This window comes from Algoriphagus algorifonticola (assembly GCF_007655305.1).
Lineage (GTDB): Bacteria > Bacteroidota > Bacteroidia > Cytophagales > Cyclobacteriaceae > Algoriphagus > Algoriphagus algorifonticola.
In genome coordinates, this window is record NZ_VLOG01000008.1 from 199070 (window position 1) to 212995 (window position 13926).

Here is a 13926-nt window from a genome sequence, read left to right on the forward strand (position 1 = left end):
AATAAATGCAAAGAAGAGCCCTTCACTTTACATAATTGATAATCAATTGATGAAAAAAATATTTTGCAATTAAAATTCCTCCGCTTACATTTACAGCATGTTAATCACAGCAGCGATCTATTTTACTTTCTTTTACTTTTACTTTCGAATGAAAAATCGAATCGGAGCTGTGTATTGTCTAGCCAAAAACTAAAAGAAAATAAATATCACAAAAGCCCGATTCGAAAGAGTCGGGCTTTTTTCATTTAAACGCTCAAGCCGTATGAAACCACACAAGCAAATCAAAGATTGGGGATTGGGACTAAGCTCCCCTTTGATCATCGCAGGACCTTGTTCTGCAGAAACTCCAGAGCAAATCGAACAGATCTGCAAGGAGATGAAAGAAGAAAACACTGTTCCTCAATTATTTAGAGCAGGAATCTGGAAGCCTAGGACAAGACCAGGATCATTCGAAGGAGTTGGGGAAGAAGGATTAAAATGGATGGAGATCGTCCGACATCACCTCAATATTCCGATTACAGTGGAAGTTGGAAATGCTGCACATGCTGAACTGGCACTAAAGCATAAAGTTGATGTATTGTGGATTGGAGCTCGTACCACAGTTAATCCATTCGCGGTTCAGGAGATTGCGGAAGCATTGAGAGGTTCGGACGTTCCTGTCATGGTCAAAAACCCAATGAATCCTGATCTAGACCTTTGGATGGGTGCTTTGGAAAGAATGCATGCAGTGGGTATTGACAAATTAGCCGCAATTCACAGAGGTTTCTCTGATGCTTATGATAAGCGCTTCAGAAACAAGCCTAATTGGTCAATGCCTATCCACCTTAAGCGCGTTTGGCAAGGAATGGAAGTAATCAATGATCCCTCCCACATTGTTGGAAGAAGAGATGGACTTCTTGAAGTTGCTCAAAGAGCTATGAACTTTGGTTTGGATGGACTGATGATAGAAACTCATCATGACCCTGACAAAGCCTTGTCTGATGCCAAGCAGCAAGTAACACCAAAAGCTTTGAAACAAATGATTCAATCAATTGACTTCAAAGAGCCTTTGGAAAATATGAAGCCTGACGAAAGGTTGCAGGATTTGAGAAGAGCGGTAGATCATTTAGATGACCAGCTATTGGATATTTTGCAAGAAAGATTTGCCGTGATTGATCAGATTGGTACGCATAAAAGAGAGCATCACTTGACTGTATTCCAGTCTAATAGATGGAAAGAAGTAATGGAAAGCAGAACTCAAAAAGGAGTGGCTAAGCAGTTGAGCGAAAAATTCATGAAAGAATTGCTTTATTGTATCCACGAAGAATCTGTGAAGAGACAGGAAAAACAACTTCGGGAAGCAGAGCCTCTCAAGAAATAACAAATACGGCTGAGTACCTTAAAGAAAGGGAAGAATCTACCCTTCCCTTTCTTAATTTGATGTACCTTTAGGTTTTAAACTTGAGTTTTGTGAATCCAATAATTATTGCGGAACATCCATCTAAAAGTCTATCTGAGGCACTTTCTTCCCTTACATATTCTTCCCTATTTATCCTTACAGATGAAAACACCCAAGAATATTGTTTTCCTCTGATTAAAGATGCCTTGCCGGAATCTTATTTTCATTTCACATTTCCTGCTGGGGAAAAGCATAAAAACCTAGAAACTTGCGCTGAAATTTGGACAGAAATGACCGAGGCGGGCTTGGATAGAAAGGCTCTTGTCTTGAATTTGGGAGGAGGAGTGTTGGGAGATATGGGTGGTTTTTGCGCCAGTATTTACAAAAGGGGCATTCGATTTATCAATTTGCCTACTACCCTACTTTCTCAGGTAGATGCCAGTGTGGGAGGAAAATTAGGGGTTGATTTTGAAGGTCTCAAAAATCATCTCGGTGTCTTTAATGAACCAGAACTAGTTCTTATTTGCCCGCATTTTCTCAATACACTTCCTTCGAACGAATTAAGGTCAGGCTTTGCAGAAATCATCAAGCATGGACTTATTCGGGACAAAGGATATTTTGAAAATTTAGATTTTCAAAATTGGAAAGAAAATGACTGGAGGAGTCTGATTTCACATTCCGTGGAAATTAAGAAATCGGTTGTGCAAGAAGATCCGAAAGAGGCCGGCTTAAGGAAGATCCTCAATTTTGGGCATACCATAGGACATGCCTTAGAAACACATTTCCTGGATGGTTCAAATCACTTGTTGCATGGAGAAGCTATAGCCGCAGGAATGATTTGCGAAGCTTGGTTGTCCGTCGAAAAATGTCAAATGTCTTCTGCCGATCTTCAGCAAATCACCCAGAATCTTTTGGAAGTATATGGAAAAATCAGACTCAATAAATCAGATTTTGAACCCGTATTGAACCTTTGTCTCCAAGACAAAAAAAATGAAGGAAAGGAGATTTTATTTTCCTTATTGGAAAAAATAGGAAGCTGCACCTATAATGTTCCTGTGAACAAAAGCGAAATAGCAGCTGCCCTAACCTATTATCAAAACCTGTAACCTATTTACCTTGCCAACTGACACTATGGAGCTACTAAAACTGAATCAGAAATCAGCTTTTACTCCCACCACTATCCCTCTTCCTTCCTCTAAAAGCGAATCTAATCGGGTATTGATTATAGATGCTTTGACTGAAGGTCAAAACACTATAGAGAACCTGGCAGAAGCGAGAGATACGCAGACTATGATTCGCCTGCTTCAAACCAATCCTCCTGTATATGATGTATTGGATGCCGGTACGACAATGCGATTTCTAACAGCTTATGCTGCTGTCACCAATCAAAATAAAGTAATGACAGGAACGGCCAGAATGTGTCAAAGACCTATCGGGATTTTGGTTGACGCTTTAAGAGAAATAGGTGCTGAAATTCATTATATGAATGTGGAAGGTTATCCTCCTCTGGCGGTTCATGGGCTTACTGAACAAACAAAATCTGCAGTAAAAATCCGAGGAGATGTGTCCAGTCAGTACATTTCCGCCATGTTGATGATTGCTCCTATTTTACCTAAAGGACTGGAAATTGAGTTGGAAGGAAAAGTGGGAAGCCGCACCTATATAGAAATGACTTTAGAACTGATGGCCAAGTTCGGCATCAACTACACTTGGGAAGGCAATTCCATTAAAGTCGAAAACCAAGCCTATCAGCCAACTCAATTCATGGTGGAGAGCGATTGGTCTGGGGCAAGTTATTGGTTTAGCCTATTAGCCTGTGCTGATTCCGGTCAACTTTTTTTGAAAGGATTGAAAGAAAATAGCCTACAGGGAGATTCTAAAATTGTGGAAATCATGTCCAAACTCGGCGTGAAAAGCAGCTTCAAAAAGGATGGTGTTTTGTTGGAAAAAATCCCTGTGGAGGGATTGGAAGAGTTTGACTTTACACATTGCCCCGATTTGGCTCAAACTGTAGCTGTTACCTGCGCAATCATTGGCCAAAATGCGAGATTCACGGGACTGGAAAGTCTTCGTATAAAGGAGACTGATAGAATTTATGCTTTACAGCAAGAATTAGCCAAGTTTAATGCTGAACTTAAGGAAATTGAGCCAGAAGTATTTCAGGTGATTCCATCTGTGACTATGCCACATGAGGTAAAAATTCACACCTATGATGATCATAGAATGGCGATGGCATTTATGCCTCTTTTGACAAAAACTCAAGTTTTAATCGAGGATCCGGATGTGGTGAATAAAAGCTATCCTAGTTTCTGGAAACATTGCCAGCTTGCCGGAATAGATATTTCAAAACATGAGTCTTAAAATTGCCATACAGGGAATCCCTGGTTCATTCCATCATCAAGTGGCCTTAAAGGCTTATGGAGGTGAGGCTAAAATTCTTCCTTTCAATACTTTTGAAGCAGTGGCAAAATCCATTTCTCAGGGAGAAGCTGATTTTGGAGTGATGGCTATAGAGAATTCCATAGCTGGAGCTATTTTACCTAATTACGATCTCCTCGATCGGTATGAGCTATTTATAACTGACGAATTTTACTTGCCTATTTCTCATCAATTGATGGCTTTACCTGGCCAAAAAATCGAGCAGGTTCGGGAGGTTCGCTCCCACCCAATGGCTTTATTGCAGTGTAAAACATTTCTTGCCCAGTATCCAAATATGAAGCAAGTAGATGATATAGATACAGCAACGGTAGCCAAAAGAATTCGCCAGGAACAAAGTGAGGGCCTAGCCGCAATTGCTTCGGAAATAGCAGCAAAAATCTACGGATTGGAAATACTTGCAAGGGATATACAAACTGTTAAAAGCAATTTTACCCGCTTTATTTTATTGGCAAATAAAATCAATCCTTCAGATGAGGGATCGAACAAAGCCTCTTTCAAAGTAACCATCAAAAATGAGCAAGGGGGCCTCGCCCAATTACTCAGTATGCTGGCTTATAAAGGATTGGACTTAAGTAAAATTCAATCTATTCCAGTCATTGAAAAACCTTGGGAATATTCCTTTTTCATTGATGCGGTTTTTACGAATTATGAAAATTATCGGGATGCGATGAATCTTATCCAAAGGGATTTTGGGGATGTTAAAATTTTTGGGGAATACAGGAGCAGAAAATAATGAAGGGATTTGCAAAGCGCATTGAGGAGGTACAGGAATACTATTTTTCCGCCAAGCTCAAAGAAGTCAATCAAATGATTTCAGATGGGAAGCCCATTATCAATTTGGGCATAGGAAGTCCTGATTTGGCTCCAGCCAAAGAAGTAATTCAAGCCCTAAACCATACAGCAGAAAATTCGCAATCTCATGGATATCAAGCTTATCAGGGAATCCCTGAGCTTAGGGTGGCCATGGCTGAATTTTATCAACGAGAGTTTCGTGTAAGGTTAAATCCACAGACTGAAATTCTTCCTTTGATGGGTTCAAAGGAAGGTATTATGCATATCAGCATGACTTTCTTAAACCCCGGGGACCAAGTGCTTATTCCAAATCCAGGATATCCCACTTACCGGAGTGTCACCCAATTGTTGGAAGCTGAATCCATATTTTATGAATTGGATGAGTCAGGAAATCCAAATTGGGATCAATTGAATTCTCTTGACTGTAACAAAGTCAAGTTGATGTGGGTGAATTATCCTCAAATGCCAACCGGAGCCTTGGGAAGTCTGGAATTGTTTGAGAAATTAATCGCCTTTGCAAAGCAAAATCAGCTGATCCTGATCAATGATAATCCCTATTCGCACATTTTGAATCCTCAGCCAATCAGCTTATTGGAGGTATCAGGCGCCAAAGAAGTAGCGATGGAGCTTAACTCTCTGAGTAAAACTTTCAATATGCCGGGATGGAGAGTAGGCATGCTTTGCGGAAAGGATGAATGGGTGAAAGCTGTCATGAAGGTCAAATCCAACATGGACTCTGGGATGTTTTTAGGAATTCAAAAAGGTGCCATTGCAGCGCTTAGGTTGGGAAAAAATTGGTTTCAGGATTTAAATGAGCTCTACACAAACCGACGTAAGCTGGTTTGGAAGCTGGCAGACCTACTGGATTTATCTTATTCCAAGTCTAACGGTGGACTCTTTGTCTGGTGCAAAATTGCTGAAGGAAAATCAGCAGATGAATTGGTCGATTATCTATTGTATGAGAAAAATATCTTTATCACGCCTGGAAAAATCTTTGGTTCAGGAGGAGAAAATTACGTGAGAATTTCCCTCTGTATGCCAGAGTTCAAAATTTTAGAGGCAATCAAACGAATCAAACCTTAATATTATGAAATCGAGCATGTCGGAGCCGACACACACTGGGATGCCCCGAAGTATCGGGGAAAATGTGCGACCTGCCTGCCGCAGGCAGGGATTCCATATGGCCATTAAAAACAAATTATAATCAGATGAAATGCCCATGAGGAAAAATCTCACACAAGGGGATGATTATCTTGGGCATTCCATCTGACCTCTAAAAATCAAAATATAAACAGATGAATAAAATACATATTGTAGGATTAGGACTTCTGGGAGGTTCTTTCGGACTTGGGGCCAGAAGAAAATTCCCTGAAATGACCATCACGGGAACAGATATTTCTACCCAAAACCAGAAAGATGCTTTGACTTTGGGAATCATTACTAAAGCCCAAGATAAGCCTGACCTAGACACTGATATTGTTATCCTAGCCACTCCTGCTGATACTTTGGGAGACTTGTTGATTCAAACTTTGGATCAGGTCGGTGAAAATACCTTGGTAATTGACTTAGGTTCTACCAAGTCCAAGCTTTGCCTTCAGTTGGCTGGTCATCCTAAAAGAAAGCAATATCTAGCAGGACACCCCATCGCCGGTACAGAGTATTCAGGACCCAAAGCAGCATTTGCGGATCTATTGGATCGAAAAGTCATGATCCTCTGCGAAATGGAGAAAACAGACCTCCACCTGAAAGAAAAAGCCTATGAGCTTTTTGATGCATTGAATCTTAAACTGAGATTTATGGATCCTGAGGAACATGATCGGCACCTGGCCTTTGTTTCTCATTTGTCTCATATTTCCTCATTTATGCTAGGAAAAACTGTCCTTCAAAAAATGGAGGATGAAAAAAACATATTCGATATGGCAGGATCCGGTTTCGCTTCTACAGTGAGACTTGCCAAATCAAGTCCGGCTATGTGGGCACCTATCCTTACTGAAAACAAGGATAATATTTTAGCATCCTTGGATGGCTATATCTCAAATTTGACAGCTATAAGAGAAAAAATAGCTTCTTCTGATGGAGAGGGCATTTACAAAGAATTGGAAGAGATTAACAAAATCCGGGATATTCTGGATTTGGGAAGATAGCCTCTATTCAATTCAATTATCAAACCAGGACAATCTCCTGGTTTTTTTATTGATAAAAGGTATTGAGAGAGCCAGTCTGAACTCGTAAATTCAATCAAATAAAACAACCTATGAGACCTATCTTACTATTAATAATCGGCTTATTCTTTGGATTAGGAGTACATGCCCAAAGTTCTTGGGAAAATATAGCAGTCCAGGGAGAAGCCATGACTAGGCATGAAAATTCATTTGTAGCATGTAAAGGAAAACTATATGCCCTGGGAGGAAGAGGTGTTCGCTCGGTAGACAAATTTGACCCCAAAACTCAAAAATGGGAAAAATATGCTAATGCTCCCATGGAAATCAGCCACTTTCAGGCGGTGGCTCTGAATGGAGAAATCTGGGTTATCGGGGCATTTACAGGATCTTATCCGCATGAAACTCCAATTCCTACAGCATTGATTTTTAATCCTCAAACAAGAAAGTGGAGAGAAGGCCCCAAATTACCGATGGGAAGGGAAAGGGGATCAGCAGGGGTAGTGGTAAAAGATGGCTTGATTTATATGGCAGGGGGTATTCAAGATGGACACTATGAAGGATTTGTTCCTTGGTTTGACGTACTAAATCCAAAAACAGGAAAATGGGAAGCCCTGCCAGATGCACCTAGGGCCAGAGATCACATCAGTGCTGCTATGGTAGGTGATAAATTGTATTTGGCAGGCGGAAGGACTTCCCATGCCGCTATTGGCAAAGTGTTGGAAACTACCATTGAAGAAGTGGATTACTTTGATTTCAAACAAGGAAAATGGATAAGTAACACCACACAAATCCCAACGCCGAGAGCAGGAAACTCTAACTTGGGAATTGGAAAGTACTTGGTGGTTATGAATGGGGAGAGCGCTGCTCAAGTCCCAGCTCACGCAGAAGTGGAAGTATTAGATACTGAAACTAATCAATGGATCATACTTCCAAGCCTTAATCAGGGTAGACACGGAACTGGAGCCGTAATTTTTAAAGGAAAAATCTACGTGGCAGCTGGCTCTGCAAATCGAGGTGGAGGGCCTGAATTGAATTCTTTAGAGATTTTGGATTGGAAAAAGGCCATTCAAAATTCAATAGAAGGGAACCTTTAGCTTGGAAAAGCTATTTTTGAAAGGAAACAAACCAAGTATGAAAACACTAAAATTTAAAACCAATATCAATTGCGGTAACTGCCTTTCCAAAGTTAGTCCTATCCTGAATGCTGAATCTGGAATTGCTGAATGGAATGTTGATTTACAGGATCCCGAAAAAACATTAACCGTCAAAACGGTAGATTTAAATCCTGATGACATCAAAAAAACTGTGCTGAAATCTGGCTTTTTGGCCAACCCAAAGTAAGTTAAAGTACTGAAAATCAGATTTTATTAAGAATCACTTGAACATTTGGTGGATATTTGCGTAGATTTGAGCTGTTGAAAAAATTTATTTCCATAGCGCTCTCATTGATTGTTCTATTCTCCTCTGTGGGAATGGCCAAAACCACGCATTTTTGTATGGGAGAGGAAATGGACAGTAAATTCAGCTTAGCCGCTAGTCATTTAGATTGTGGAATGGATAGTCCTAAATCCCACCAATCTCATGATGAAAAATCTCATGTAGATCCAAGCGGATGCTGTGAGAACCTGAGTCAGCATTTACAGCTTGACGAAGAATCATCTTTTAAGAAATCAAATTCACAGGTAAATATCCACTTTGCCTTAGCCTTTATTGAGGTTTTTTTATGGAATACCACAATTTTTCCGAAGGAAGATCAAAGAGTAAACGATTATTATCCCCCTCCTATTGAACAGAATTATCAGGTTCTGTTCCAAAGCTTTTTGATTTAAAATTCATTCTTGCGGTTTCTCCGCTTAGTGCATGGACCTAATGTCCATTTGTATTTTCAATTCGCACAATTAGAATGAATTATGCTCAATTCCATCATAAAATATTTCCTAGAAAATAAGCTAGTTACCGTGCTTTTGCTTCTCCTAATAATTGCTTGGGGAGTAGCCACAGCGCCTTTTAACTGGAATATCGGTATTCTACCTCGGGACCCAGTTCCTGTAGATGCCATCCCGGACATCGGAGAAAATCAACAAATCGTCTTTACTGAGTGGATGGGTAGATCCCCCCAGGATGTTGAAGATCAAATCACCTATCCACTTACCACATCTTTATTAGGACTTCCCGGAGTTAAGAGTGTACGCTCTAGCTCAGCATTTGGCTTTTCCAGCATCTATATCATCTTTGAAGAAGATATTGAGTTTTACTGGAGCAGGTCCAGAGTATTAGAAAAACTCAATTCATTACCTGCAGGTCTATTACCTGAAGGTGTACAACCTAAGCTGGGTCCTGATGCGACGGCATTGGGACAGGTTTATTGGTACACTTTAGAAGGAAGAGATCCTGAAGGCAATCCTGTAGGAGGCTGGGATCTTCACGAACTCCGAACCATTCAGGATTATTATGTCAGATATGCACTGACATCTGTGGCAGGCGTATCAGAGGTCGCATCGGTTGGAGGTTATATCAAAGAATATCAGGTAGATGTTGACCCAGCCGCTCTTAAAGCTAATGGAGTGAGCCTGATGGATGTGATGGAAGCGGTGAGGAAATCCAACTTGGATGTTTCTGCCAATACCATCGAAGTAAATCGGGTGGATTATTTTATCCGGGGTTTAGGATATGTAGAAGAACTTTCTGATTTGGATCAGGCTGTAGTCAAAGTGACCAACAACGTTCCAATCAGGATCCAAGATGTAGCGCGGGTTAATATTGGCCCTCAGCCCAGAAATATGGGCGGAATCTTGGATAAATCCGGAGCTGAAGCTGTAGGGGGAGTTGTTATTGCAAGGTATGGTGACAATCCACTGGAAGTAATTGAGGGAGTAAAAGCAGAAATTGAAAAGCTGTCTGAGGGCCTACCTAGCAAGACATTAGCTGATGGCACGGTATCAAAGGTCACATTGGTTCCATTTTATGACAGAACGGGCCTGATCTATGAAACGCTGGGGACACTCTATGAAGCTATTTCACTTCAAATCCTGATAACCATCATTGTCATTATAGTGATGGTGTATAATCTAAGAGCCTCTTTATTGATTTCAGCATTGCTTCCATTAGCTGTATTGATGTGCTTTATTTTCATGAAGTACTTTGGAGTGGATGCCAATATTGTTGCTTTATCCGGTATTGCTATTGCCATTGGTACCATGGTGGATCTGGGTATCATTCTCAATGAAAATATACTCAGGCATCTGGAGCAGGCACCTGAGGGCAAAAGCAAATTGAAGATCGTTTATGAAGCAACAGCTGAAGTTTCAGGAGCAATTCTGACTGCAGTGAGTACTACGATCATCAGCTTTTTACCGGTCTTCACACTACAGGCTGCAGAAGGAAAGCTTTTTGGACCATTGGCTTACACCAAATCATTCGCATTGGTTGCTGCATTGATTTTCACGCTTTTGATCATGCCGGCATTTTCGCATTGGTTCTTCTCATTCAAAGGCTATAAAGGAAAGTTAAGCAGGTACTTTAATTATGCCTTGGTTTTGCTCGGTCTGGTGATCGCTTGGACTGTTTGGGCATGGGGAGGTTGGGTTCTGGTTGGATATGGACTGGTTCATACCCTTGCTTTTCATTTCCCTGAAAAAATAGAGCCTAGAAAGAAATTTCTGATTATAGCAGTAACCTTAGTGGCTGTAACAGGACTTTTGACTACAGAGTGGATGCCTTTAGGGGTGAGCAACAGCACTTTTGTCAACTTTCTATTTATAGGTCTCCTTTTACTTCTGGTTTTAGGAGGATTCTCTCTGTTTATAAAAGCCTATCCAAGACTCCTTACCTGGTGTTTAAACAACAAGAAGACATTCTTAATTTTCCCTGCGCTAGTAATCACAACGGCTGCCAGTATTTGGTTGGGATTCAATACGGTTTTTGGATTCATTCCTAAAACATTTGACCAAATTGGATGGAATATTCGCACCAGTTCAGTTTGGTCTGGATTAAGCCATACATTTCCTGGTTTAGGGGAAGAGTTTATGCCTTCTTTGAATGAAGGTTCATTCCTTTTGATGCCAACCACTATGCCTCATTCTGGAGTGCAGGAAAACAAGGAGGTACTCCAAAAACTGGATATGTTAGTAACAGCCATTCCAGAAGTAGAATTAGTGGTTGGAAAAGCAGGTAGAGCCGAAACTGCCATCGACCCTGCTCCTATTTCCATGTTTGAAAATACCATTAATTACAAGAGCGAGTATGCAACAGATATCAATGGAAACAGGATCAGGTATAAGGTCAATAAGGATGGGCATTATGAATTGAAAAACGGACTCTTTCATGATCCAGAGAATTCAGAACCTCATTTGATCAACACTTCACAGTTGATACCAGATTCTGATGGAGAATACTTCAGACAATGGAGAAAAGAAATCAAAAGTCCTGACGATATCTGGGATGAAATTGTAGGGGTAATTAATATTCCTGGAGTCACCTCCTCTCCTAAGCTTCAACCCATTGAAACCCGCCTGGTCATGCTACAAACTGGCATGAGAGCCCCTATGGGAATTAAGGTATATGGTCCTGATTTACAAACCATTGAAGAGTTTGGATTAAAGTTAGAAAACTATCTCAAAGAGGTTCCTTCTGTCAAAAGTGAAGCGGTATTCGCAGACAGAATAGTTGGTAAGCCTTATCTGGAATTGGACATCAATCGAGAGCAAATTTCCAGATATGGAATGAATGTGGTCGATGTGCAGGATTTTATTGAGACTGCTATTGGCGGGATGAAATTGAGTACTACTGTCGAAGGAAGAGAACGCTTCCCAATACGTGTTCGATATGCCCGCGAATTCCGTGATGATCCTGACGCCATTGCCAATCTTCAAGTTCCGACTCCAATGGGAAATTATATTCCTTTGGGGCAATTGGTGGATATTACCTACAGACCCGGACCGGATATGATACGGGGTGAAAATTCCTTCTTGGTAGGCTATGTCTTATTGGATAAGAAACCGGGTTTTGCTGAAGTGAGTGTGGTAGAAGATGCCCAGCGCTATCTGAAAAGCAAAATTGATTCTGGAGAATTAGTAGTCCCTTCCGGAGTTCGATATCAATTTTCAGGAAGCTATGAAAATCAAATCAGGGCAGAGAAAAGACTTTCTATTGTAGTTCCATTATCACTCATTATCATATTTCTTATTCTCTATTTTCAATTTAGAGCGGTATCCACCACGCTTTTTGTCTTTACAGGAATTGCAATGGCTTTTTCTGGAGGCTTTTGGATGATATGGTTGTACGGGCAGGATTGGTTTATGGACTTCTCTTTATTGGGAACTAACATGCGGGAATTATTCCAAATGAAAGTATACAACTTATCAGTAGCGGTTTGGGTAGGGTTCATTGCTCTGTTTGGAATTGCCACAGATGATGGAGTCGTAGTTGCTTCCTATTTAGATCAAAGCTTTAAAAGCAATACTCCTAAAACAGCCCAAGAGGTACGAGAAGCAGTTTTGGAAGCTGGTAAAAGAAGAGTCCTGCCTTGCTTGATGACGACAGCTACTACCCTACTTGCTTTGGTACCGGTATTTACATCTACTGGTCGAGGTTCGGATATTATGATTCCTATGGCTATTCCTTCTTTGGGCGGGATGGTATTGGAGTTAACGACCGTATTTATAGTTCCCACACTCTATTGCTGGTGGGCAGAAAGAAAGTTAAAAAACAATCCTACTGTATTTACAGAGGATGAAAATCAATAAGGATATGAGAAAGTCAATTATTATAGTACTCATGTCATGCTGGATTATCTTCCCAGCCTGGACACAATCCTTGGATGATTATTTGGTAATAGCGGGAGAAAATAATCCCGAATTGAAAGCTTATTATCAAGAATACTTGGGTGCTATGGAAATTGCGCCTCAGGTTGGTAGCCTCCCAGATCCAGAATTGAGTGTGGGAATATTTCCTATGCCAATGGAGCGTTTTATGGGAAATCAGATAGCTGATATCAGGTTGATGCAAATGTTCCCTTGGTTTGGGATGCTGGCAACTCAAAGGGAAGAAGCTAAATACATGGCTCAGGCCAAATACAGTCTTTTCTTGAACGCCAAAAATCAGCTATTCTATCAGGTTAAAGATTCATGGTACGAGCTCTATGCTATTCAGGAACAAATTAGAATCAGTCAGGAAAATTTAGAGTATTTAAAGAAATATGAAACGCTGGCACTTAGTAAATTCAGAGCTGCATCTAACGGAAATAGTCCCAATAGCCCAATGCCCCAAAGCTCTGCTAATACTCAATCTATAAGCTCTGGTTCTTCCGGGATGAGCTCGATGGGCAACTCTCAACCTATGTCCACCTCCAGTCCACAAGCAATGAATTCCGGGATGAGCAATAATGGTATTGGAATGAGCGATGTACTTCGCATTCGTATGCAAATCAGGGAACTGGAAAGTTCAATTGAAACCTTGAAGGATCAATTGACTCCTGTTCAAATTAAATTTAATAAACTATTAAACAGAGAAATCCAGGCTCCGATAGCCATTCCTGAGAAGTTGGAAGCAACTGCATTAATATGGGATAAAATGGTGGTTTTAGACAGCATCACCACCCATAACCCCATGCTTCAAATGTATGATTCTGAACTATCAGCCTTGGATCAGCAAGAGAAAATGGCACGTTTAGATGGGAGGCCTATGTTTGGGGCCGGGGTAAATTATATGCCTTTTCAGCCCAGACCTGAAGGAAATATGTTGATGGGTGGAAATGATATGATCATGCCAATGGTGACTATGACCTTGCCTATTTACAGGAAAAAAACTCAATCGAGAATTAAAGAAACAAACTACCTGAAAGAAGCAACTGTATTGAGAAAAGAAAGGGAAAGCAATATGCTAGCAATGGAGTGGTCTATGGCTATCCGTGATCTAGAAGATGCTAATCGAAAAGTCAAACTTTATCAGGAACAAACAGAACTGGCCAATCAAACACTCAATTTGGTTTTAACCTCCTTTACCTCCAATGGAAAAGACTTTGAGGAAGTATTGGCTACTCAGCAAATTTTACTCGATTATCAATTGAAAGCCATATTGGCAATTGTACAACAACATAAAAGTTTAGCCTTACTGGAATCCCTGGGAATCGGTAATCTATCTGGCTTAAATGACTAA

General features: G+C 40.6%; 11 protein-coding genes. All 11 read left to right on the forward strand.

The window, feature by feature from the left end:
* Window positions 1-262 precede the first annotated feature (262 nt).
* The 11 genes from FL972_RS01545 to FL972_RS01595 all read left to right on the forward strand — a co-directional run bounded on the left by FL972_RS01545 (window position 263) and on the right by FL972_RS01595 (window position 13926).
* A complete protein-coding gene (locus FL972_RS01545) occupies window positions 263-1360 on the forward strand; it encodes a chorismate mutase (RefSeq protein ID WP_144602644.1) in 1098 nt (365 codons plus the stop codon).
* Between the two features lie 89 nt (window positions 1361-1449).
* Window positions 1450-2484, forward strand: a complete 1035-nt coding sequence (gene aroB / locus FL972_RS01550) for a 3-dehydroquinate synthase (RefSeq protein ID WP_144602646.1) — start codon at window positions 1450-1452, stop codon at window positions 2482-2484.
* A gap of 25 nt (window positions 2485-2509) precedes the next feature.
* A complete protein-coding gene (locus FL972_RS01555) occupies window positions 2510-3739 on the forward strand; it encodes a 3-phosphoshikimate 1-carboxyvinyltransferase (RefSeq protein WP_144602649.1) in 1230 nt (409 codons plus the stop codon).
* Window positions 3729-4550 (forward strand): prephenate dehydratase, encoded by an 822-nt coding sequence (locus tag FL972_RS01560; protein ID WP_144602652.1) that lies wholly within the window; start codon window positions 3729-3731, stop codon window positions 4548-4550. Before FL972_RS01555 ends, FL972_RS01560 begins: the two co-directional genes overlap by 11 nt.
* A complete protein-coding gene (locus FL972_RS01565) occupies window positions 4550-5692 on the forward strand; it encodes a pyridoxal phosphate-dependent aminotransferase (protein WP_144602655.1) in 1143 nt (380 codons plus the stop codon). The genes FL972_RS01560 and FL972_RS01565 overlap by 1 nt, the downstream gene beginning before the upstream one ends.
* Before the next feature lie 212 nt (window positions 5693-5904).
* Entirely contained in the window at window positions 5905-6753 is an 849-nt protein-coding gene (locus FL972_RS01570; protein ID WP_144602658.1) for a prephenate dehydrogenase, read from the forward strand.
* Window positions 6754-6863: 110 nt separating this feature from the next.
* Window positions 6864-7865: a Kelch repeat-containing protein gene (locus FL972_RS01575; protein ID WP_144602661.1), complete on the forward strand. Its 1002-nt coding sequence runs from the start codon at window positions 6864-6866 to the stop codon at window positions 7863-7865.
* 37 nt (window positions 7866-7902) lie between these two features.
* Window positions 7903-8112: a heavy-metal-associated domain-containing protein gene (locus FL972_RS01580; protein ID WP_144602665.1), complete on the forward strand. Its 210-nt coding sequence runs from the start codon at window positions 7903-7905 to the stop codon at window positions 8110-8112.
* 74 nt (window positions 8113-8186) lie between these two features.
* On the forward strand, window positions 8187-8600 hold the full coding sequence (locus tag FL972_RS01585; RefSeq protein WP_144602668.1) for an HYC_CC_PP family protein: 414 nt from the start codon (window positions 8187-8189) through the stop codon (window positions 8598-8600).
* 81 nt (window positions 8601-8681) lie between these two features.
* Window positions 8682-12515, forward strand: coding sequence for an efflux RND transporter permease subunit (locus tag FL972_RS01590; RefSeq protein ID WP_144602671.1), 3834 nt, complete (start codon window positions 8682-8684; stop codon window positions 12513-12515).
* Between the two features lie 4 nt (window positions 12516-12519).
* Window positions 12520-13926 (forward strand): TolC family protein, encoded by a 1407-nt coding sequence (locus tag FL972_RS01595; RefSeq protein ID WP_186299968.1) that lies wholly within the window; start codon window positions 12520-12522, stop codon window positions 13924-13926.

What these genes read in the sequence shown, in the direction of transcription:
- FL972_RS01545 (WP_144602644.1), top strand. Translation starts at nt 263, where the DNA reads ATGAAACCACACAAGCAAATCAAAGATTGGGGATTGGGACTAAGCTCC.
- FL972_RS01555 (WP_144602649.1), top strand. Translation starts at nt 2,510, where the DNA reads ATGGAGCTACTAAAACTGAATCAGAAATCAGCTTTTACTCCCACCACT.
- FL972_RS01560 (WP_144602652.1), top strand. Translation starts at nt 3,729, where the DNA reads ATGAGTCTTAAAATTGCCATACAGGGAATCCCTGGTTCATTCCATCAT.
- FL972_RS01565 (WP_144602655.1), top strand. Translation starts at nt 4,550, where the DNA reads ATGAAGGGATTTGCAAAGCGCATTGAGGAGGTACAGGAATACTATTTT.
- FL972_RS01570 (WP_144602658.1), top strand. Translation starts at nt 5,905, where the DNA reads ATGAATAAAATACATATTGTAGGATTAGGACTTCTGGGAGGTTCTTTC.
- FL972_RS01575 (WP_144602661.1), top strand. Translation starts at nt 6,864, where the DNA reads ATGAGACCTATCTTACTATTAATAATCGGCTTATTCTTTGGATTAGGA.
- FL972_RS01580 (WP_144602665.1), top strand. Translation starts at nt 7,903, where the DNA reads ATGAAAACACTAAAATTTAAAACCAATATCAATTGCGGTAACTGCCTT.
- FL972_RS01590 (WP_144602671.1), top strand. Translation starts at nt 8,682, where the DNA reads ATGCTCAATTCCATCATAAAATATTTCCTAGAAAATAAGCTAGTTACC.
- FL972_RS01595 (WP_186299968.1), top strand. Translation starts at nt 12,520, where the DNA reads ATGAGAAAGTCAATTATTATAGTACTCATGTCATGCTGGATTATCTTC.